Origin of the sequence: Metabacillus crassostreae, assembly GCF_016908395.1 — a bacterium.
Lineage (GTDB): Bacteria > Bacillota > Bacilli > Bacillales > Bacillaceae > Metabacillus > Metabacillus crassostreae.
In genome coordinates, this window is sequence record NZ_JAFBDU010000001.1 from 323,254 (window position 1) to 343,800 (window position 20,547).

Annotated in this window: 18 protein-coding genes; 12 read left to right on the plus strand and 6 right to left on the minus strand. The window is 33.1% G+C overall.

The genetic code is table 11. The annotated features are described in order from the left end of the window. Positions 1-147: 147 nt before the first annotated feature. Positions 148-246, minus strand: coding sequence for a YjcZ family sporulation protein (locus JOC75_RS01675; RefSeq protein ID WP_146945800.1), 99 nt, complete (start codon positions 244-246; stop codon positions 148-150). Between the two features lie 388 nt (positions 247-634). Between JOC75_RS01675 and JOC75_RS01680 the strand changes: the two genes are divergently transcribed. Next, entirely contained in the window at positions 635-1,315 is a 681-nt protein-coding gene (locus tag JOC75_RS01680; protein ID WP_239589237.1) for a halocarboxylic acid dehydrogenase DehI family protein, read from the plus strand. 39 nt (positions 1,316-1,354) lie between these two features. On the opposite strand, the gene JOC75_RS01685 is transcribed toward JOC75_RS01680, so the two are convergent. Continuing rightward, a complete protein-coding gene (locus JOC75_RS01685; protein WP_204952397.1) occupies positions 1,355-2,206 on the minus strand; it encodes a DegV family protein in 852 nt (283 codons plus the stop codon). 326 nt (positions 2,207-2,532) lie between these two features. On the opposite strand from JOC75_RS01685, the gene JOC75_RS01690 reads away from it, so the two are divergent. The 4 genes from JOC75_RS01690 to JOC75_RS01705 all read left to right on the plus strand — a co-directional run bounded on the left by JOC75_RS01690 (position 2,533) and on the right by JOC75_RS01705 (position 8,133). Next, entirely contained in the window at positions 2,533-2,805 is a 273-nt protein-coding gene (locus JOC75_RS01690) for a hypothetical protein (RefSeq protein WP_204952398.1), read from the plus strand. Between the two features lie 312 nt (positions 2,806-3,117). Further along, entirely contained in the window at positions 3,118-6,912 is a 3,795-nt protein-coding gene (locus tag JOC75_RS01695) for a DEAD/DEAH box helicase (protein WP_239589238.1), read from the plus strand. Then, positions 6,909-7,685: a hypothetical protein gene (locus tag JOC75_RS01700; RefSeq protein WP_204952399.1), complete on the plus strand. Its 777-nt coding sequence runs from the start codon at positions 6,909-6,911 to the stop codon at positions 7,683-7,685. The genes JOC75_RS01695 and JOC75_RS01700 overlap by 4 nt, the downstream gene beginning before the upstream one ends. A gap of 64 nt (positions 7,686-7,749) precedes the next feature. Next, positions 7,750-8,133, plus strand: coding sequence for a MazG nucleotide pyrophosphohydrolase domain-containing protein (locus JOC75_RS01705; protein ID WP_204952400.1), 384 nt, complete (start codon positions 7,750-7,752; stop codon positions 8,131-8,133). A gap of 127 nt (positions 8,134-8,260) precedes the next feature. Here JOC75_RS01705 and JOC75_RS01710 read toward each other — a convergent pair whose 3' ends face one another. Together JOC75_RS01710 and JOC75_RS01715 are read right to left on the minus strand one after the other, a co-directional pair. Continuing rightward, the gene (locus JOC75_RS01710; protein ID WP_204952401.1) at positions 8,261-9,052 is read right to left on the minus strand and encodes a histidinol-phosphatase HisJ family protein; all 792 of its coding nucleotides are present in this window, start codon (positions 9,050-9,052) and stop codon (positions 8,261-8,263) included. A 257-nt stretch (positions 9,053-9,309) separates the two neighbouring features. Beyond that, the gene (locus JOC75_RS01715) at positions 9,310-10,101 is read right to left on the minus strand and encodes an SDR family oxidoreductase (protein WP_204952402.1); all 792 of its coding nucleotides are present in this window, start codon (positions 10,099-10,101) and stop codon (positions 9,310-9,312) included. A gap of 176 nt (positions 10,102-10,277) precedes the next feature. Here JOC75_RS01715 and dcuS point away from each other — a divergent pair, with 176 nt between their 5' ends. From dcuS to JOC75_RS01740, 5 genes are all read left to right on the plus strand, one after another. After that, a complete protein-coding gene (gene dcuS, locus JOC75_RS01720; protein WP_338036537.1) occupies positions 10,278-11,882 on the plus strand; it encodes a DcuS/MalK family sensor histidine kinase in 1,605 nt (534 codons plus the stop codon). Beyond that, a complete protein-coding gene (locus JOC75_RS01725) occupies positions 11,875-12,588 on the plus strand; it encodes a response regulator (protein ID WP_204952403.1) in 714 nt (237 codons plus the stop codon). Before dcuS ends, JOC75_RS01725 begins: the two co-directional genes overlap by 8 nt. A 517-nt stretch (positions 12,589-13,105) precedes the next feature. Next, positions 13,106-14,449: a 2-hydroxycarboxylate transporter family protein gene (locus JOC75_RS01730; protein WP_204952404.1), complete on the plus strand. Its 1,344-nt coding sequence runs from the start codon at positions 13,106-13,108 to the stop codon at positions 14,447-14,449. Positions 14,450-14,556: 107 nt separating this feature from the next. After that, a complete protein-coding gene (locus tag JOC75_RS01735; RefSeq protein ID WP_204952405.1) occupies positions 14,557-15,351 on the plus strand; it encodes a fumarylacetoacetate hydrolase family protein in 795 nt (264 codons plus the stop codon). 275 nt (positions 15,352-15,626) lie between these two features. Next, the gene (locus JOC75_RS01740) at positions 15,627-16,529 is read left to right on the plus strand and encodes an AEC family transporter (RefSeq protein WP_204952406.1); all 903 of its coding nucleotides are present in this window, start codon (positions 15,627-15,629) and stop codon (positions 16,527-16,529) included. 240 nt (positions 16,530-16,769) lie between these two features. On the opposite strand, the gene JOC75_RS01745 is transcribed toward JOC75_RS01740, so the two are convergent. Next, positions 16,770-17,036, minus strand: coding sequence for a hypothetical protein (locus JOC75_RS01745; RefSeq protein WP_204952407.1), 267 nt, complete (start codon positions 17,034-17,036; stop codon positions 16,770-16,772). A gap of 283 nt (positions 17,037-17,319) precedes the next feature. Beyond that, positions 17,320-18,339 carry an STAS domain-containing protein gene (locus JOC75_RS01750; RefSeq protein WP_204952408.1) on the minus strand — a complete coding sequence of 340 codons (1,020 nt, stop codon included), beginning with the start codon at positions 18,337-18,339 and terminating at the stop codon, positions 17,320-17,322. 331 nt (positions 18,340-18,670) lie between these two features. Here JOC75_RS01750 and JOC75_RS01755 point away from each other — a divergent pair, with 331 nt between their 5' ends. Together JOC75_RS01755 and JOC75_RS01760 are read left to right on the plus strand one after the other, a co-directional pair. Then, positions 18,671-19,474 carry a GNAT family N-acetyltransferase gene (locus JOC75_RS01755; protein ID WP_204952409.1) on the plus strand — a complete coding sequence of 268 codons (804 nt, stop codon included), beginning with the start codon at positions 18,671-18,673 and terminating at the stop codon, positions 19,472-19,474. Positions 19,475-19,633: 159 nt separating this feature from the next. Next, complete coding sequence (locus JOC75_RS01760) at positions 19,634-20,512, plus strand: alpha/beta fold hydrolase (protein WP_204952410.1); 879 nt, start codon at positions 19,634-19,636, stop codon at positions 20,510-20,512. The last annotated feature ends 35 nt before the right edge of the window (positions 20,513-20,547 follow it).

The following is a 20,547-nucleotide window of genomic DNA, read 5'->3' on the forward strand; positions in this document are numbered from 1 at the left end:
TAATGAAACTAAGGGGGAAAGTATAGCGAGGGTGTTCAAGTCCTTTTCGAGTAATCACAAGCATATGACCAATAAAAATAGGAAACCTTGTAAAACGAAAAAGAGAAATGCAAGTTAAGGTAACTTGCATTTCTCATGGATGAAAAATTAGTAAGTTGGTGTGAAGAAACCTGCTGACCCAACAATAATCAGTAGGATAAACAATACAACGATCAACGCGAAGCTACCGCCTGCATAACCTGACATTGTTTAACACCTCCTTAGCTCTACACTACTACTTTATGTAGAAGGAGTAAATATGTTCATGTAATAGGGGATATTAGGGGTATTGCCTATAGGATTTGGGTTTACTAGTTCAAGATATAAGTAGTGATGTAAAGAGATCGTATTTAAATGTGAAATTATGATCAATAAGAAACATGTTTAAGTGTCAAGTATGGTAAAAAAGCTTTTATTCTATAGACGTCTACATACTATTACAAGTAGGGGGGAGTGAATGTATGCAATATGGGATTCCAGAGGTATTTGAACATCAAGCAAATGGATAAAGGAAGTTTATGAAGACATCAAATATGTATTAAAAGTACCAATTGTTAATTTTATTTTTCGGGCATTAGCACATTATCCGGAATTTTTGTCATATGCTTGGCAGCAGGTGAGGCCGAATATGCTTACAACAAATGTTGAAGCTGTTTCTAATGAGCTACGGTTTCCAAGCATAACATGTGTTTCAACGTATGATTTCACAAAGAATTATCCTATTGAAACATTGAACAAGATTAAAAGAATACTATCTGTTTTTCATTATGTAAATCCTAAATTGTTGCTAATAGCTAGTGCTTGGGTTGAAAGCATAAGTACTCGTCCAATTTTAGGAAAATCAAATGTAACCGGAATGATTAAACAAGGTGTGATAGAAGGAATGCCGCAAATTAGTTTAGTGCATATTCCGGATGCTCCTTATAAAACACAACAGCTTTTACTTGATATAGCAAAAGAACATCACTCATTTGATGTTGCAAGTGATTTTCGGGCACTAGCCAATTATCCACAATCCTTAGAGATATCATGGATGCACTTAAAGCCTTATATTCGAGGTGATGAATATTCTGTCTTAAAATCTAAATTGCTAGATTCTTCAGTGGATCTTGTGCATCAGAGTATGCCTTATCCTGTTATTGTGAAAATTGAGTCATTAGCAAATGTTTATACTTCAGCACAATTGTCAGGAATAATGGGGTTGCTTTCAATGTTTCAGAACTTTTTGTCTGGTTTAATACTTGAGGTTGAGTTTATGAGAAAAATGATACAGTAAAAACCTAGCAGGATGTAATGTCCCAACTAGGTTTATTATTTATTCCTCTATTCCGGCAATCCCAAAGCCTCCTGGTCCAGCATGAGTTGAAATCATTGCTCCAGCTTGAATCCATGTGATATTGTTGAAACCTTGCTGTTTAGCAATTTCATTCATCCTTATTTTAATATGATCATCTAGTCCGATAGAGTATTGAAAATAAAGCTGTTTTCGATCGATTTTGTATTCTTTTAAGAAATCTTCAATAAGTTTTTCTGCCACAACATTCATTTGTCCGCGATATTTTTTTGTTGAAATGAGCTTTCCTTCAATAAGTTCTATTCTAGGTTTTATTTTAAATAAAGCTCCACCAAGATAAGCCATATTACTTACTCGTCCACCAGCTTTTAAAAATTCTAAGCTTCCTGGTACAAAGGCAAGTCTTGTTTTAGGAACGATTTTCTCAATTTGTTTGATTAGAAACTCTGGTTTTATTGTAGGATCCTGCTTTAATAAAGAAACAGCATGCAGCACAACCGCTGCTAAACCACCAGTCACATTTAAAGCATCGATGAGGAAAAGATCATCAAAATCTTCTGCTGCGATTAATGCATTTTGAAAAGAAGAAGATGCTTTAGATGTATATCCGATATGTATAATAACGCAATCAGGAAACTCGGCTTTTATCTTTGTGAAAAAAGTTTGGTATTCATAAACATTTGTCGCAGTTGTTGAAGGTATCTTCTTTGTGCGCTCATAATAATCATAAATATCTTGAACGGGTAATGAGCCATCTAAATAATCTTTATCATCCATAATGACATGCATGGGTACTACTTTAACAGAATGCTTGTTAACTAAATCCTCTGGTAAATCTGCTCCACTTTCAGTAGATAAAATAATTTTGCTCACTATATTACCCCCTTTATAATAAAAAGCCGCTATTATTTATGATATGTAATAAAAAGTTCTTCTTAACTATACATGAAAAAGGTTGTTATTGGAAAATTAGAAACATAAAGTTGGATGAGATCATAACAATTTAATGTTTCATTATTACGATTTATTGTTTCGGTAAAAGAGTTCTGCCTTTGTTACAAGAACAATTCTCACAATCTCTCCAAGTGGTCCTGTTTCGAACTATAACTAGAGGGTATTGAAGAATATAGGGTTAACAACTTATAAGATAATTAGCCAATAGTTTGAAATAAACTGTTTATAGAATAGAGGTTAAATTCATGCATAAAGGTGAAGAAGTATTTATCACTAAAACCGGTAAATTTTATCATTATATTGACGATGATTGTCCAACGACTTCCAGAATTTTAAAAGGGACAACTACTGCAAAAACATTAAAAGAAGAAGAAGCTCTACAGCAAGGATATACATTATGTAAGCATTGTGAGAAAGAGTATAAAGCAGATTTAGCCGATAGAAAAGGCTGTGGATCTGCAGCAATTATGTTTATTGGTGTTTGTGTTGGGTTTGTTCATTATTTAGTGGTTGTTTAAAATTTCCAGATATTCTAGCATTGCATAATAAAAATAAAAAAGTAGCTACGCAATTTAATAAGAGTAGCTACTTTTTTGTGTCTATTTTTATAAATATACTGTGGTAGAGTTCTCTCATCACTTTTTTTAGCTTCTATTACTTCTATAATTAGGATGATTTAACGATGTTTTCCTAAATAGTCCTATTACTTGTATGCTATAATTCAATTATAAAACTAAACTATATATATCTTAACCTCTAATCAAATATCTATTGAATTAATATTATATGGAATAAATCGTACTACTGTTACTGAAAAAGCAGGTGGATTCATGATAAAAACTCTACATTCAACATATCGGTGTCCAATAACTTTGACGAATAAAGCGAAGGAAAAGATGCGGGAGCTCGGGTTTGATGAGCGATCGTTTTTTTTATTGGAGAAATCGTTTCATATCTATATAGAAAAGTATCCGCAGTCGGCAGATCACATTGTTTCGATTGCATTGTTTTTTGACAATGTAACAAATGTAAACCTTGCTGAAAAATCCAATGATTTTGCGATTGTCATGCATTGTATTGTTAAGCAAGATCGTTTTGTTGTAACAAATATTACAACAAGAGCAGCTCATATACCTTTGTATTCTAATTGGCGAAGTGCAATAAATCTTGATTTTGACTATACCTCAGATCGAAGTGATTCAGTACCAATTGAATTGCTAAACTTGATTTCCAGCATGCCTGTTGCTCAGGAAAGTTCAATGTATGTGAAAAAGCGTATTGCAAGCTGGGAAGGATATTTGAAAATTCAAGAACGAGCTGCTGATATTCCTGATATGACATCTCGTTATTCAAGACTACTTTATAATGAAAATTTTAGTCGTGTCACAATTACAGGCTGCCAGCTTAATGAAAAGGAATGGAAATCAATCAAGGATTTAAGTGTAAAGCTTAAAGGCATTGATAAGGATATTGGCAAGGTACTAAAAGTGAATAGATCTCAAGCTACTGTTGAAGTAGAATTACACGGTTATATGGAGGAACAAGCTCGAAAACAGAACCTTGAACACTTATCAAAAGAAGTAACCTTTAGTAATTTTGCAGCATTAAGTCAGGTGAAAAGACTAAGACAAGGATTTAAACAATTAGAAAATGGTCTTGCTGCGAACCCTGAGCTTGAACGACTTTTATTTGAAAACAAACCACCTGTGAAAGAAGTGAAGAGGAAAGAAAATCTTCAATTTCATAATCGTTTGAATGATTTTCAGCAAGAAGCGGTCATTGGAGCGATGTCTGCAGAAGATCTATATGTTATTCAAGGACCTCCTGGTACAGGTAAAACAACGGTAATTTCTGAGATTTGTCTGCAAAATGCAAGGGCGGGATTACGAACCCTTGTGGCTTCACAGTCAAATTTGGCTGTAGACAATGCATTAGGTCGGTTATTAGCGAACAAAGATATCAGAATTCTTCGTGTCGGGCGTACAGAAAGTATTGAAGAAGAAGGTAAGAAGTTCATAGAAGAAAATGTTGGACAATACTGGAAAGATCACACATTACAGGAAGTTTCAACGCAATTTGAAACTCGTAAACAACGAGAAATTGTTGTCGAGGAAGAAACGTATGCAAATGAAAGAGAACAAGAACGTCTAGAGCAAGCTCTAAAAAATATAGAAGAAGAGCTCGAAACAAAAGATAAAGCTACTGAACAATATAACGAATTACTATCTATCATTGATAAGCTTCAAAGTGAGATAGAAGTTGTTGAACAGCAAAAAGATCGTGTGCAGAACTATTTCCAGGAACTTAAGAAATCAATACAATCTCTTACTGATTCTATTGAAAAAGATGAAATGTTTTTAGCAACTGAACACGATAGAAGCTTAATAGAAAAAGAAAGTGAAGATATTCAGCTAGAAATAGTGAAATTGCGAAAAAGTGTTGAGTTGCAAAATCTTGAAGATGAAATATCAGAAAAAATACAAACGATCAAACAAGTAACATCTGAATTTGAGAACTCAAAAGAAGTAATGAATAAGATTGATGCAGTAATTGAAAGAATAACAAGCGTTAAAAAAGTTGATAACTTAAAATGGATTATTTTAGAACAAAATATCAATCGAACTCAACAAGTCCAACTATGTATTGAAGAAATTGATAATATCCGTGAAAAAATAAGTAAAATTGAAAAGCTAAAAACCTATAATGATACGCTAAATCGTGCGATTACACATGTTGAGAAGCTTTTACAGCGTCAAAATATCACAATAAATCAAATACACCAAAGAGTAAAAAATGTGAAACCAGTTTCAACTTCAGCTGTTGAAATTGATCGATTTTTAGAGTCCTTGCGAATCGAATTAAAAGAAAACCTTAACATCCTTCCGCAAAGACTTGGGATCATTTTGGAAGGATTGTATAGTAGAAGACTATTTGTTTGGAAAAGCGCTGAACAGTTAAAATCATATGATTTTTATATCAAAATAGCTCAGCAATCACTTCAGCAATTGAAGCAAGAACTAATCCAACAGCTTCAGGATCGGTTATTTGAAAATAAACAAACATATCAAAAGTGGAAAAGTGTGATGGACGAGCAAAACACAAAGCTTTCTACTCTACAAATAGAGCAAAAGAAAATGAGGGAAACAGCAGAAATCATTACAAATGCAAAAGAGCTTCTTCAGAAAAGCGAAACAAAAGTACTTGAGCTTCAAAAAAAGAAAGAGCAATATGAGATAACAAAGCTTCGTTTTGAACAAAATCATCAAACACTAGAGAAAAATGTATTAGATTTGCAAGAAATAGAGAAAAATGAAACAGAAATTCAAGCTAAATTACTAGAATTGAAAAATAGCCTTACTAATAGGGAAAAAGAAAGAACACCTTTAGAGGAAATACTTTCAACTGAACCTGAAAAAGAGCACGAAAATCTTTTAAAAGGTTTAGCAAGTGTTTCTTTTAAACGAGAATCTTTAAAACAAGAAAAGCATAAGCTTCCTTTATTTCAATCTATCCAGGGCAAGTGGCTATCGATGCTAAAAGATGCTAATGATCATGATTTAAATGAAATTCGAAAGCTTTATGTGAAGCATTCAAATGTGATTGGAACAACATGTGTGGCTTCAGCACGTAAAGATTTTATTGAAAGCTATCCAATCTTTGATGTTGTCATCATTGATGAAGTATCAAAAGCAACTCCTCCTGAGCTACTTTTACCAATGCTTAAAGGAAAGAAAATTATTTTAGTTGGTGATCATCACCAGCTTCCACCTCTTTTAGGAAATGATACGTTAGAAGAGACTTTACAGGAAATGGCTGAAGCTAGTACCGATTTTGAAGGAAAAGCAGAATTAAAAAATTTGTTAAAAGAGTCATTATTTGAACGTTTGTTTAAAAATCTACCAAAAACCAATAAAACAATGCTAGCGATACAATATCGTATGCATGAAAACATTATGACAACGATATCTCAGTTTTATGAGCAAGAAAATGAACAACTTCAATGTGGATTAGTAGATTCTGATAAAGATCGAGATCATCGTCTTGAATCTTTACATATTAAGAGGGGAAATCATTTGCTATGGCTGGATATGCCAAACGAACCTTCGTATTTTGAAGAAAGAATGAAGGGTGGAAAAAGTCTCTATAACCCTGCTGAATTAGTCAAGATTGGTGAGCTACTCAGGGAAGTAGATGAGGCGGTAAGTGAAGCAAAACAAGCGGGGAGAATGAACGCTGAAGAAAAGAAAAGCATTGGTGTTATAAGCTTTTACGGTGAACAAGTAAAGAGAATTGACCGGTTGATTTCTCAGGAGTTACGCTTAACAAATTTAACAGTGCGCACAGGTACAGTTGATAGATTTCAAGGGATGGAAATGGATGTGATTTTGTTAAGTATGGTGCGAAATCATGATAATAAAAAAGATGATATAGGGTTTGCTAAAGATTATCGCAGATTAAATGTTGCTTTATCAAGAGCAAGAGAGCTCCTTGTGTTGATTGGTAGTACAAAGATGTTTACCGAGTCTACAAAGCATCGAGATACTAGATTGATGTATAACCATGTATTAGAAGCGGCCAAAAAACAAGATGGACTACGAACACTTGAAGAGGTGAGTTTGTCATGAATAAATTAAAAAAGCACCTGGAAAAGACCTTACTTGAAAACCCAGCTATTACTATAAAAAACTCCGTTACCTGGCATTTACCTCTCATCACATATGATGTAACTTTTAAGCGAGAAAAAAGATCTAAAATGGACATTCTTATGAAAATGATGCTGCACGCTTTTGAGCAAGCTGAAATCCGACGTGCAGCTAATTTGTCTGAATTACTTTTAGTAGAAGAGCTGTTTATTGAAGATTTACTAAAGAAAATGCAGAGAATGGGCTTAATTAAACTAGAAAATCAGATTTATAGGTTAACATTAAAAGGCGGTAACCAGCTTAAGGACGGAATCATTGCGGAAGAAATGGATGAAGAATCAACAACTATTTCTTATAGTGTAACTCACGATGAGTTTTGGTCTGAAACTTCAGCAACTCTTCCTGAAACCAATGAAGATTTACCAGCTTTTCGTTATACAAAGCAAGAAGCTTCTGAGAAAATGACCGAAGCTAGATTATTAGACGTGCTAAAAGAAAAGGAAGAAGTGATAGAAGTAGATGGCTTTCAAACAGAAGTGGCTGTTGTGACCAACTTCTCCGAGCAAAAAGTTGAACATATACCTTGCGTAGAATTTCAATTGTACAATAAAGAACAAGAGATATTCTTTGCACGAGTATGGAATACAGAGCTTCAACGCTGGGATGAGCAGCTAGAAAAAGAAATTGAAGACAAGGAAATGGTTGAATGGCGGGAAAAATGGAAAGCAGAAGATCAAGTGGAAATTGCTAAGTAATAGTAAACTTCTCTTAGTGTGAGCTTCTGACAAAATTCAACAAAAACCGGGTGGTGACAGGCACGTGAAAAAGCTTCAAGAGTACTCTAAACACTTTCAAGATGAAATGAATTGGCAAATTAAAACAGATGATTATGAGAAAACGAAAGCTTCTTTATTAAATAATTATATGTTATTAACAACAGAGGTTGCGGAAATAGCAGAGGAACTACGTAAAGCATTTAATAAAACAAATACAGCTATAAATAATGGTATGGATGAAGATGAAGCATTTGAGATGGCGAAAGCTTCTATTAAAGAAGATGTAGGAAAAGAATTAGCTGATTGTTTAGCTTATATGACTAAGTTTGCTAATTATTTTGAGATCGATTTAGAGGATAGTTTTTATAATAAAATGGAGGAAGTTAAAAAACGAAAAAATAAAGATGTTGGCTTGGTGAATAAATAGAGATAGATAAAAAAAGCTATATAAGTAACAAAACAGAGCCTATCCCAAACGTTGTTATTGCAATGTTTGGGATGGGTTTTTATTTTTACTAATAACTGATAAAAAAATGCTTCAAGAGTTAAACTCATCAAACTAATTTTATTGGTTTAGCTTCTCTTTTTTCGAAAGAATAAACATAGTTAAACCCACAATCTTTTGCCATTTCATAAGCAGTATCAAGATAGGATCCAACAGAGGTAGCTTTGTGAGAATCTGACCCAATAGTTAATATTTCACCGCCTAAATTTCTATATAATTTAATGATATCTATTGAAGGTAGTGGAGTGTTAAAATCCCAGCTAAGACCTGATGTATTTATCTCAATTCCTATATTTCTTTCAATGGCTTTCTTCAAAATCTGTTCGATTATTTCAAGATGATCATCTATTTGATAGCTACCATATTCTTTAAATGCATATCGCTTCATCAAATCAAAGTGAGCAATAACATCAATATCAGCTGTGCACACCATTTTGTAAAGCTCTTCAAAATAAAGCTGATACGCATCCTGCTCATGTTCTTTTAGAACCAATCGTAATTTTTGGTTATTAATATTATGAATGGATCCTAAAATAAAATCTAAGTTTAATGGTTGAAGAGCTTCATTATATTTTTCCATCAAAAGATGTGGTTCACAAAGTTCAATACCAGCTTTTATTGTTAAGTCATCTTGAAATTTCTCTTTGCAATCGTCTATATCCTGCAAATATTTTTCAAAATCCATATGCCCGTATGTCGGGGCTAGGGGATTAACAGAGAAATGCTCGGTAAAGCAAATTTCCTTTATTTGATTGTCGATCGCCTTCATACAAACCTCTTCCATAATGGCTTTTGAGTCAAAAGAATGATTTGTATGATGATGGTAATCCATTAGATACATAATATGCCTCCCTAAGTGTAGGTTATTAATCTATTATTCCTACTATTTATAAAAAATGCAATGCTAGAGAGTTATTTTAATCTCTAAAAAGAAGATTGTTTGTTGGAATCTTATTCGCCTAATATAAAAGAAACACTACCGAGTTTTTACAAGCGGAGTGTTTCTTATATGGCGAGTTGTATTCCTTTAATTTGTTGGTAAATTAAAATAGGTTTGTACTTCATAACAAAATCACTTACAAAAAAAATGAACAATTTTTATTTCAGTAAAGATTCTGCACCATCAATAAAAATTTCTGTTCCTGTTATATGTGAAGATAAGTCAGACGCTAAAAAAGTAACTAAATGAGCAACTTGCTCTGATGTTCCTGGCCCATGTTCAAGAGGTTGATCTCCTTTGGGATAAACTATAGGAATTTCAATATTTTTGACATCAGAAGATTGATGGATGGACTGCTGGATGTTTGTTTTTATCGCACCAGGACAAATCGCATTTACACGTATTTTATAGCTGGCTAGTTCTAATGCAGCCATTTTCATAAACGCAAGCTGTCCAGCTTTTGAGGTACTATAAGCACTAAAACCAGCTTGGGAGAAAATACGACTTCCACTAACAGAGCTTGTGATAATGATGCTACCTCCACGATCTTTCATGTAAGGAATGGCATATTTAACTGTCAAAAAAGTACCTCTTAGATTGGTATTAATGGTATTATCCCAATCATTTTCTTCCATCGTTTCTATCGGAGCCAATGTACCAGCAATACCCGCGTTAGCAAACACAATATCAATTTTTCCCCAATGATCCTTTGCAGCTTTCATTCCATTTTGTATTTCTATTGGTGAAGTAATATCACATTTTTGAACAATACTAGTACCTCCTACATGCTCAATTTGCTTTTTTACCGTATTCAAATCATGGTCATGAATGTCTAGCAAACATACATTTGCTCCTTCGCTCACTAATCGAAGTGCAGCTGCACGTCCTATTCCTGAGCCTGCACCTGTAATGATAGCTACTTTGCCTTTAAGATTATGATCGCTTAGCATAGTTAACTCCTCTATGATTGAGATATTTATACTATCTTTCACAAGAATTTGTGGAGATAAACAATGATTTTAAACATAATTAGCTTACTAAGCGGTGGTATTGAATTTTTTTGATAAAAAACCACAAATCCTCAACTTCTGCTATAATCCTTGATATGAATGAGGTGATATTTTTGTTGAAAAGACCAATTAGTTTAAGTTTCATTATTACGATATTTGGTTGTGTAGTTGTGTTGTTATCATTGTTGATCACTGATTTATTGATTAATTTTACAACGAGTGAAAGAATTATAGATAATCAAGAAGTAAAGGCACAAATTGTATCAAGAACAGTTGCAGAATCCAAGATTGTCAAGGATCATTTACTTTTAAAAGGTAATACAGAGGAAGTTCAGGATTATACGTTAGAAGTACAAGAAATAACAGATATGATGTTTGTGGTTGTAATGAATATGGAGGGAGTTCGACAATCACACCCTAATCCTAATTTGATAGGGAAGAAGTTTGTTGGTGGAGATGAGAAAAAGGTTCTTCAAGGTAAAGAATATATTTCTAAGTCGAAAGGAACTCTCGGTGACTCATTACGAGCATTTACACCAGTTTATGATACAAATAACAATCAAATTGGAGCTGTTGCTGTTGGCATTTCCTTAGAGGATGTTCAATTATCTCTCACACAAAATCATCGGAATATTGTCATCGGCTCTATTTTTGGCATTTTAGTTGGAGTTTTAGGAGCATTTTTATTAGCTAAATATATAAAAAGAATGTTATTCGGATTAGAACCGTATGCCATTTCAAAGCTGCTTCAAGAGCGAAGTACGATGCTGCAGTCTGTTCATGAAGGGGTTTTAGCTATAGATGAAAATTTAACGATTACATTAGTAAATAAATCTGCTCTAGGTTTATTTGAAAAAGCAGGATTGTCGAAGGACCCTGTGGGAATGAAGATTTCAGATTATATGGCAAATTCGACAATCGAACGGGTTATTAAAACTGGAGAATCAGAGCGTGATGTGGAACAATTCATAAACGGTATGTCGATTTTAGCTAATCGAGAGCCGCTGATTGTTAACAATAAAATAGTAGGTGCGATTTCAACGTTTAGAGATAAAACAGAAGTAAATCAATTAGCAAATCAATTAACAGGAATTCAAACATATGTAGAAACGCTTCGTGCTCAATCACATGAATTCATGAATCGCCTTCATGTGATTTTTGGAATGGTACAGTTAGAAGCTTATGATGAATTAAAGTCGTTTATTCGTCAGATTATTGATCATCAAAATCAAGAAGTGGCAATGGTCACAAATCATATTAAGGATCCTGTTTTAGCTGGATTTATCCTAGGTAAACTAAGTTATGCAAGGGAAGAGAAAGTAGAATTAAAAGTGATCAATGATACAGCTTTTTCTCGCCCACTTAACATAGAAAATAGCCAAGAATTAATTACTATTATCGGAAACTTGATTGATAACGCGATAGAGGCTCTATCAACTAGCAAAGAAAAGAAAATAGAATTAAAATTAAAAGAAGAAGAGGAAACGTTACATATAGAAGTATCAGATACAGGGCCAGGTATTACGGAAACAAACCAGAAATCAATTTTCAAGAAAGGTTTTTCAACAAAAGGTACGAATAGAGGGATCGGACTTTATTTAGCAAAACAAAGCATTGAAAAATTAAATGGGAAACTAAACGTAATCTCAAGTGAAAAGGGAACAACGTTTAAGGTTGCAGTAGAATATGTGTCAAAGAAAGATGTGAAGAAACATGATTAACGTATTAATTGTAGAAGATGATCCAATGGTTGCGGAATTTAACAAGCGATATCTTAGTAAGATAGAAGGCTTTTCCTTAATTCATATTGCAAACACAGTAGGAGAAGCTACTACTGTTATACAATCTAATAGCATTGACTTAATTTTGTTAGATGTTTATATGCCTGGTCAAAATGGGCTGGAATTGCTTAGTAGTATTAGAGAAAAAGAATTATCTATAGACGTTATCTTAATTACTGCAGCTTCAGACGTAGATAAAATTCAGTCAGCATTACGATTAGGTGTGATTGATTATCTAATTAAGCCCTTTGAATTTGAGCGGTTCAAGCAAGCTCTTCTCAGATATAAAGAAAAATTTGATCTGTTTCATAAAAATGATACTTTAAATCAACAAATGCTTGATAATCAATTATTAAAACCACAGCATTCAACATTGAAAGAAGATCGTTCTTTACCAAAAGGATTAACACTAAGTACATTGAATGTAATTGTGGATACATCTAAAAAATTAATCTCATTTTCTACTGATGATGTTGCAGAGTACACGAATATATCTCGAGTTTCTGTTCGAAAGTATTTATTGTTTTTATCAGAAATTGGTTTTTTAATAGAAACGTTAATGTACGGAATTGGCAGACCAGTATATCATTACACCTATGAAGGCAATGATGATGTGTTAATAGAATATAGACATAAGATCGAATGAGGATAAGACATAATTCAGGAAGTCATATAAAAAACGAATAAATAAAAATTCAGTTAAGCTAGAAGAAATAAGATTGTTCCATTTCGCTGCAGCCACAAGATTTGCAGGGGAGGAAGTCAAGTCTCCTCGGCTACTCCCTCTTAGCTCTCAGAATTTCCTCTATTCTAAGTAGGTGTCATAGTGTCTTCCGCTTCATTCCACTAGTTCTTAAATAATCTATTGAAGAAAGCAAATAAAAACCCGAATTATTAGGGGAATATTAAGTTATATATCTCCTAATAATTTGGGTTTATCATTAGCTTAAATACGTATATCACAACCTCTTTTTTTACTTTTTTTAATTACAAAAGAAATGCATTAATTTTATAATCTATTAAATTTTTTGAAAATTAAATAAGATAGAAATACAAAATGAAAACGATTACAGGAAAAGGGTGCTTCTGAGTATTAAGTTAAAGTGCTTGTCTGTAAAAAGTTTGGTGCTTAATCTATTCGATCTATAAAAGGAGGAGTCATGATGTCACAACCAGTAAAAAAGTATTCAAACGAGAATGAAGATAAGACAAAAAAACCAAAAAATTTAAGAGTTCAATCACTACAAGCAGAAAATAAAATTGATATTTTTAATATACCAATTGCTTGGTTTTTATTGTTTGCAGTCATTACATTAACAAGTATGTATACAGGTAATCTTCCTGGTGGGATGATAGGAGCCTTACTTGTTATGATTGTTTTAGGAGAAGTATTTGGTTGGGTAGGAGATCGTTTACCAATCGTCAAGACATTCCTTGGTGGTGGAGCGATTGTTGCCATTTTTGGCTCAGCTTATATGGTCTATAGTGGATTATTACCGGAAACCATTACAACAACAGTTACAGATTTTATGAAAACAGGTGGCTTTTTAGATTTCTACATTGCTGCACTGATTACAGGAAGTATCTTGGGAATGAATTCTAAAATTCTTTTAAAAGTAGGTTTACGATATTTTATCCCAATTGGGGGAGCGATTTTAGGAGCTATATTGCTAACTGGGATCGTTGGTTCTTTCGTTGGATTTACTGTTCAAGAAGCAATATTAGTCATGGCTATGCCGATTATGGGTGGAGGAATGGGAGCAGGTGCTGTTCCGATGAGTCAAATTTATTCTGAATTACTTGGAAATGAACCTAGCTATTATATTTCGATGCTTGTTCCAGCATTAGCACTTGGAAATGTATTTGCCATCGTTTTAGCAAGTTTATTAGATCGGTTAGGAACTAAGTTTCCTTCTTTAACAGGAAATGGTCAGTTAATACAAGGATTTAATTATGAAAAACCAAAAATGACATATGATATTAAAAAAATGGGTGCAGGTATGCTTGCTGCTTTAACATTTTTCACAGTTGGAGCACTTTTAGCTTCCTTCATCCCATTACATGCCTATGCAATCATGATTATCATCGTTGCGATCTCAAAGATAGCAAATGTGATTCCATCTGCAGTTGTTGAAGGTGCAAGTCAGTGGTATCAGTTTGTTGCTAGTAATTGGACGTTTGCCTTATTATTTGGTATTGGTGTAGCGTATACAGATTTAGCAACTGTCTTGGAAGCTCTAACGTTACAATATATTTTAACTGTGTTTGCTGTAGTATTGGGAGCAGTTATCGGTGCAGGGTTATTAGGAAGACTTGTAGGCTTTTACCCAATCGAAGCGGCGATTACAGCAGGATTATGTATGGCGAACATGGGAGGTACGGGTGATGTTGCTGTTCTTTCCGCTTCAAAACGAATGGAGCTTATGCCTTTTGCACAAATATCTTCACGTTTAGGCGGTGCCTTGATATTATTACTTGTAGGGTTGCTTATTCCGCTATTTACTTAAATAGATATTTATACCGATAAAAGTACCAGAAATTAAAGGAAAACAATCCGAATGAATAAGTAAAAATAACGATGGTTTATCAAGTAATTAAAGGGGTTTTTGTAGAAATGAAAACACTGCAACAAGCAAAAACAATACTTCGCTATAAGTATCACGATCAAATTTATTATGGACTTGTTGAGGATGATGAAATTATAGAACTGTGCAGTACCTTTACAGATCTAGTTAACGATGAATTAAATGTTGATGGAGTGCGGGTTAAATATAATGAAGTGGAAATCTTAGCTCCAGTTGCTCCTTCAAAAATAGTGAATTTCGGTTGGACATATGCTGAACACGCAACTGAAACTGGTGGAGAAGCTAATCTTGCTGAACCATTTCTGTTTTTGAAACCACCTTCTTCACTTATTCCTGATCAAGGTGAAATCATTCTTCCATCCACACACCTATCCAAACAGGTAGAATTGGAGGGAGAAGTTGCCCTTATTATTGGAAAACGAGGTAAAAATATAAAAGAAGAAGACGCGTTGGATTATGTTTTTGGTTGTACAATTTTTAATGATGTAACAGCAAGAGATCTTACTAAATCTGATCCTCAGTTTACTAGAGGTAAAGGCTTTGATACATTTGGTCCATTAGGTCCTTATATTGTAACTGGAATAGATCCTTCAAGCTTAAGTATCAAGACAACATTAAACGGAAATGTAGTCCAAGACGGAAATACGAATCAAATGTCCCTTTCAATACCATATCTAATCAGTTGGGTTTCACAAGTCATGACACTCGAACCAGGAGATGTTTTAGCTACTGGTTCACCTTCAGGCAGCTGTCCAATGAAATCTGGAGACACAGTCATTGTTGAAGTGGAGAAGATTGGTAAGCTAACTAATTATGTTAAATAGGAATAAAATGAAAAGCTTTTCAAAGATTCGATACATTTAATCAAAGGTTAATTAGTTTCTATTTCTTATATGTAAAAATAAAAAGTATTGGGGTTTGCCTCAATGCTTTTTCCTTTTTTGATGTTTCGCACTCAGTGTAAACGGGGGAAAAGATTGAAATGGTTTACCCATCATAAATGGAAGTTAATCAGCACATGGCTAAATAGCTTCTCGGGCTTTTCTTAGTGTATTGTTGTATAGTAGAAAAAAGAGATCAACTATTGGAGTTTATGGATATGAACTTTATTTTAATCGTTTTACCAGCATTTATCATTTTTGCAGTAGGATATATAGGTCAAAAAATAATCGGCTTTGATCGAAAATCTATATCGGTTTCAGCACTTTATTTAATGTATCCTTTTTTAGCATTTAGAACATTTTATAGCAATGAGCTCACTTTAGATTATTTCTATATTTTTATTTTTTGTTTACTACTCTGCTTCCTCTTAATTATCATTGTATTTATTTATATAAAAATTGTAAGAGATGATCTATCAAAAGGGGCAGCCTTCATATTATCAGGTGTTTTTATGAATAGTGGAAATTATGGTGTGCCGGTTATCTTGTTTGCTTTTGGAGAGGTTGGCTTTGATTATGCGGTCATTATGATGGTGATTCAGTCGTTTTTAATGAACACAATTGGACTTTATTATGCAGGTAGAGGAAGTAGTACAAAGAGAAGTATAAAAGACTCGTTAATGACCATTGTGAAAATGCCTATTATTTATGGCTCTTTGGCAGGGCTGTTCTTCCAACTAACTTCTATTCCTATTCCGGAATTTATCATGCAAGCAGCAGATCTTATTGCGGATGCCACAATTCCAACAATCATGCTTGTACTAGGAATGCAGCTTGCTACAATAACAAAGAGAAAAGTAAGACTAAAAGATATTAGCTTTATCATTATGATGCGAGTTATCATTTCTCCAGTAATCGCATATCTACTTATCACGTTATTATCAATTGATGGGATGCTAGCACAGGTATTAATTATTTTATCAGCGATGCCAACTGCTGCCAATACAACAATGTATGCTGTACAATTCGATACTGAGCCTGATTTAGTTTCTTATAGTACGCTGATTACAACTTTACTTAGCATTGTGACTGTTCCTATTATGTTGATGTTGTTTTTATAATGGATAAAAAGAGATGCTTCTAAAAATAGTGTATGTATAGGTTACAAATTAACCTTTGTTATTATAATTATTATAGCTTTTATGAATGGTGAAAAGTCCTTCACGCTGCAGATGGATCAGAAGGACTTTTTGATCTAGCTCAGGTATGATATTTCTTAGTGTCATTTAGAATTAAAAACATACGCTTAATTGTGAAAGCTTTTATTCTATTAAATAGTATATTCGACTCTAAGTTACGGATTAGTACTTTTTACAGCAATGGTGTTTCTCATGATATTTATCATATTTTTTATATTCCCATCCGTGATGCTTATCATGCTTTTTATAGCCGTGATAACATTTTTTATGTTTATCGTCTTTTTGATAGTGAAAATCGTATTTATCATGCTTTTTGTAGTCGTACTTTTTAGTTTCTTTTTTGCAGTCAAAATCAAAATCAAATTTTTTGTAACCCCAGCAATAACATTTTCCGTAACTTTTCTTGTCATCATATTTCTTTTTACCCAATATAATCATCTCCTTGTTTAAATTAAAGAGAGGATAAGTGTATTTGGAAACTATTAATTCTACCTTCCCTCTCTTTGCTATTATTCTATTCATAAACACTTAGAAAGGAGTGGGCAAGACACATGCTATTTACTAGTTTTTTTAATTATATTTTTCAATTTATAGAAGTTAATAACTTATAAAGCTACATACTAGATTATTTCTACTCTACTTTTGGAAAGGTACTGCATAAAAAACTTTTCAAAAAAAAGAAGCACCTCTATAAAAGGTCCTTCATTAAACTTTATAATATCTTTCTTCCCATTTGTCCAAGTGCAAAATGTATGCCATGCTGCAATGATTGAAAGCAATCAAACTTGGAAAAGTTAATAGTGGATTTAGTAATGACTAAACTTAATTCGGGTGTAATGCCAACTAGTATTGTTTTTGTTCCAATAAGCGAGGAAGCTGAACAAATATTTTCAATTAAGCTTGCAGTGTGTTCACTCATATCCTTATCAAGTCCTGTTAAATCTAGGATAAGATAGTTTGCTTTATGTGATGGTAAGTTGTTTAATGTGTTGGTAATTAGCTCTTCTGATCGATCTATTTCATATGTACCAATTAATGGAACAACAACTATTCCTTCTAATACTGGAATAATCGGTGATGATAGTTTCTTAATTAAATCCTTTAGTTCTTTTGTTTTCTCTTCAACAAGTTCTTCTAATTGATGAATCTGCTCTGATTCTTTTTTTCTAGCAAGCTGGTGTATGTTATGTGTGATCGTTACATTGGAAGGAAAATAGTTTATTATAGTATGGTCATGGCCATCAATTTGTTGTTCAATAACCTCATACCACATACTAGTTCCGAATAAACCTGAAAAAATCCCTGCAAAATGCGCAGATAAAAAGTTACTTCCATGATTTTTCCCTTGTGCCACATTGATTTTATATTCCCACGTATCCTTTAAGTATGCTGTTAGTGTTTTTGTTTCATAGTTCAATTCTTTAATTTCTATTTGTCCCCAGCCAGCAGAAGCGTATGTACTCGTAATGGAGTTCGCGGCTTCCTCAACAATTAATTCCTTCATTTTTTCAAAATACTCTCCAACAACTAAGCCTTGGCGAAATCCTGATGTTTCAAAAACCAAGCTTGCTGCCTCAATTCCTGATATTTCTTCAATGGTATCAAAGAAGGACTTCATTGCAGTTGAGATCCAAAAAAGAACAGCGTCTTGACCTTCAAACTGAAAAATGCCTTTTTCTATATTCCAATCAAATTGTAAACCGTCTACATTAATCTTTGTTTCTTTCTCCATAAAGAAGGTAACCACCTTTTTGTTCCTCAATTTTTACTATTCTACTATTATATGTATTAAATGTTTAGAAATCCATTATAATTCAATTATAAATATCCAGTCTAAATATTCTCCATTAACCATAGGGCCTGAAAAATTGAATTGTAGAAATGATGATTTACAAATTTTTACATAAAATTTATTTAATTGTTAGTAATAGTTAGTTAGATCATTTCTTACATTTTGTAAGGATCTTTTTTATCTCTTAAACTTAGATTTTTTGCCAAAATTCTGTTTTGTTCTATGTATAATAAAGATAGAAAAATTATAGAGTAGGATGTGATGAAATAAAATGATTCGTAGGTTAAATAAAGAAGATCATGAATCAGTAATGATGCTTATTGGTCATAAGCCAGCAGAAAATTTATTTATTTTAGGTGATATTGAAGCATTTGGATATGATTCTGACATTCAAGAAATTTGGGGTCAATTTCAACATGACAAATTGATTGCTATTTTATTAAGATACGACCAAAATTATATACCATTTAGTGAGCAGGATTATGATGTAAAAGGTTTTGCGGAGATCATCAATCATCATTCTACTCGATTTGAGCTTAGTGGTTTAAAGCATGTAGTTGAGCCTATCAAGGGGTACATAAATCGGGAAGTTAGAAAACATAGTGAAACCTATTACGCAAAATGTACAGGTTTAAGTTATAAGGTAGATAATGAAAAAATAAATCAAGCAACCTATTTACAGTCCCTAGAATATCAGGAAAATATTGAAATGCTATGTTCAATACCTGAATTTGCTTTAGGGAATTTTAGTATTGAGTCGAGAGAACGAGCTGAAAAATATAAAACTGGACGCACTTACATTGTTCGAAATGAGGAAGGAGAAATGGTTGCATCAGCATCTACAACAGCGGAAAATTCTCAATCTGCCATGATTGTTGGTGTTGGAACAAAGCCTAGCTTTGAACGAAGAGGCTATGCAACTCTATGTATGGAAAAGCTATGTAGTGAATTACTAGCAGAGGGGAAATCACTTTGTTTGTTTTACGACAATCCAGCAGCAGGGAAGATTTATAAACGATTAGGTTTTTCTGACATTGGGCTATGGACAATGATTCGTTATGAAGGATTAGAATAGTGAATAACAGGGGGAGTGTAAATGATATCTTAAACGAATTAGATTTTTCAAGTGTTGGTTAGCATTTAGACTCATTAATTGTGAACTATAATAATATGAAACTTTTTCATAGTTTAAGAAGTCTACTTTAATAGATTTAAATAAATTTAGAGGTGGATTATGGGTCAAGAAACGATTTATAAAAGTCATATAGGTAAAAATGAGATTCTTCAACACTACGAACAGTATATAAAATCCTTTAACTTTGAAGTCGAGAGGGTGTATGTTGACACAAGTTATGGAAAAACGCATGTACTTGTAGCTGGTCCAAAGGAAGGGAAACCAATCTTTATCTTCCAAGGGGGCAACTGCATTAATCCAATGACATTATCATGGTTTACATCCTTGACAAAAAACTATAGAGTGTATGCACCAGATACGATTGGTCATCCGGGGTTTAGTGATGAAAATAGGATTTCAGCAAAAGATCATAGCTTTGCAAGATGGATTGAGGAATTAATGAATTATTTTTCTATAAAAAGCTGTGCATTTGTTGGACCCTCTTATGGAGCAGGGATCATATTAAGATTAGCTACATATATGCCGGATAAAATTGATTGTTCAATATTAGTTTCACCAGCAGGATTACGTTTAGGATCAAAAATGAAAATGATGAAAGAAATATTAGCTCCTTTATTACTTTTTACTATCACTTCATCAAAAAAGTATCTTGATAAAATCTCCGGGGTGATGTCAGATAATAGTATGAAGGAAATGGATAAAAAAATTATTGGTGATGTATTTAAATATGTCAAACTAGAGCAAGACATGCCTAAGTTAACTGAAAAGCATGAACTAGTAAATTATAAATCACCAACATTAGTTATAGCAGGAAAAAATGATGTTTTTTTTCCTGAAAGTAAAGTAAACAAAGTAGCAAAAGAGATCATTCCAAATTTACAAGAATGTATCACCTATGAAATGGGGCATTTTCCTTCAGAAGATCACTTAACAAAAATAAATAATGAGATACAAGCATTTCTTAAACTATATTATTAAAAAATTAATCACCTGAGAATCTCTATTAATAGTAT

Coding starts and splice junctions, on each gene's coding strand:
- JOC75_RS01715 (WP_204952402.1), bottom strand. CDS start 10,101: ATGCTAAGCGATCATAATCTTAAAGGCAAAGTAGCTATCATTACAGGT.
- JOC75_RS01690 (WP_204952398.1), top strand. CDS start 2,533: ATGCATAAAGGTGAAGAAGTATTTATCACTAAAACCGGTAAATTTTAT.
- JOC75_RS01750 (WP_204952408.1), bottom strand. CDS start 18,339: ATGGAGAAAGAAACAAAGATTAATGTAGACGGTTTACAATTTGATTGG.
- JOC75_RS01760 (WP_204952410.1), top strand. CDS start 19,634: ATGGGTCAAGAAACGATTTATAAAAGTCATATAGGTAAAAATGAGATT.
- JOC75_RS01730 (WP_204952404.1), top strand. CDS start 13,106: ATGTCACAACCAGTAAAAAAGTATTCAAACGAGAATGAAGATAAGACA.
- JOC75_RS01710 (WP_204952401.1), bottom strand. CDS start 9,052: ATGTATCTAATGGATTACCATCATCATACAAATCATTCTTTTGACTCA.
- JOC75_RS01695 (WP_239589238.1), top strand. CDS start 3,118: ATGATAAAAACTCTACATTCAACATATCGGTGTCCAATAACTTTGACG.
- JOC75_RS01740 (WP_204952406.1), top strand. CDS start 15,627: ATGAACTTTATTTTAATCGTTTTACCAGCATTTATCATTTTTGCAGTA.
- JOC75_RS01735 (WP_204952405.1), top strand. CDS start 14,557: ATGAAAACACTGCAACAAGCAAAAACAATACTTCGCTATAAGTATCAC.
- JOC75_RS01675 (WP_146945800.1), bottom strand. CDS start 246: ATGTCAGGTTATGCAGGCGGTAGCTTCGCGTTGATCGTTGTATTGTTT.
- JOC75_RS01700 (WP_204952399.1), top strand. CDS start 6,909: ATGAATAAATTAAAAAAGCACCTGGAAAAGACCTTACTTGAAAACCCA.
- JOC75_RS01725 (WP_204952403.1), top strand. CDS start 11,875: ATGATTAACGTATTAATTGTAGAAGATGATCCAATGGTTGCGGAATTT.
- JOC75_RS01755 (WP_204952409.1), top strand. CDS start 18,671: ATGATTCGTAGGTTAAATAAAGAAGATCATGAATCAGTAATGATGCTT.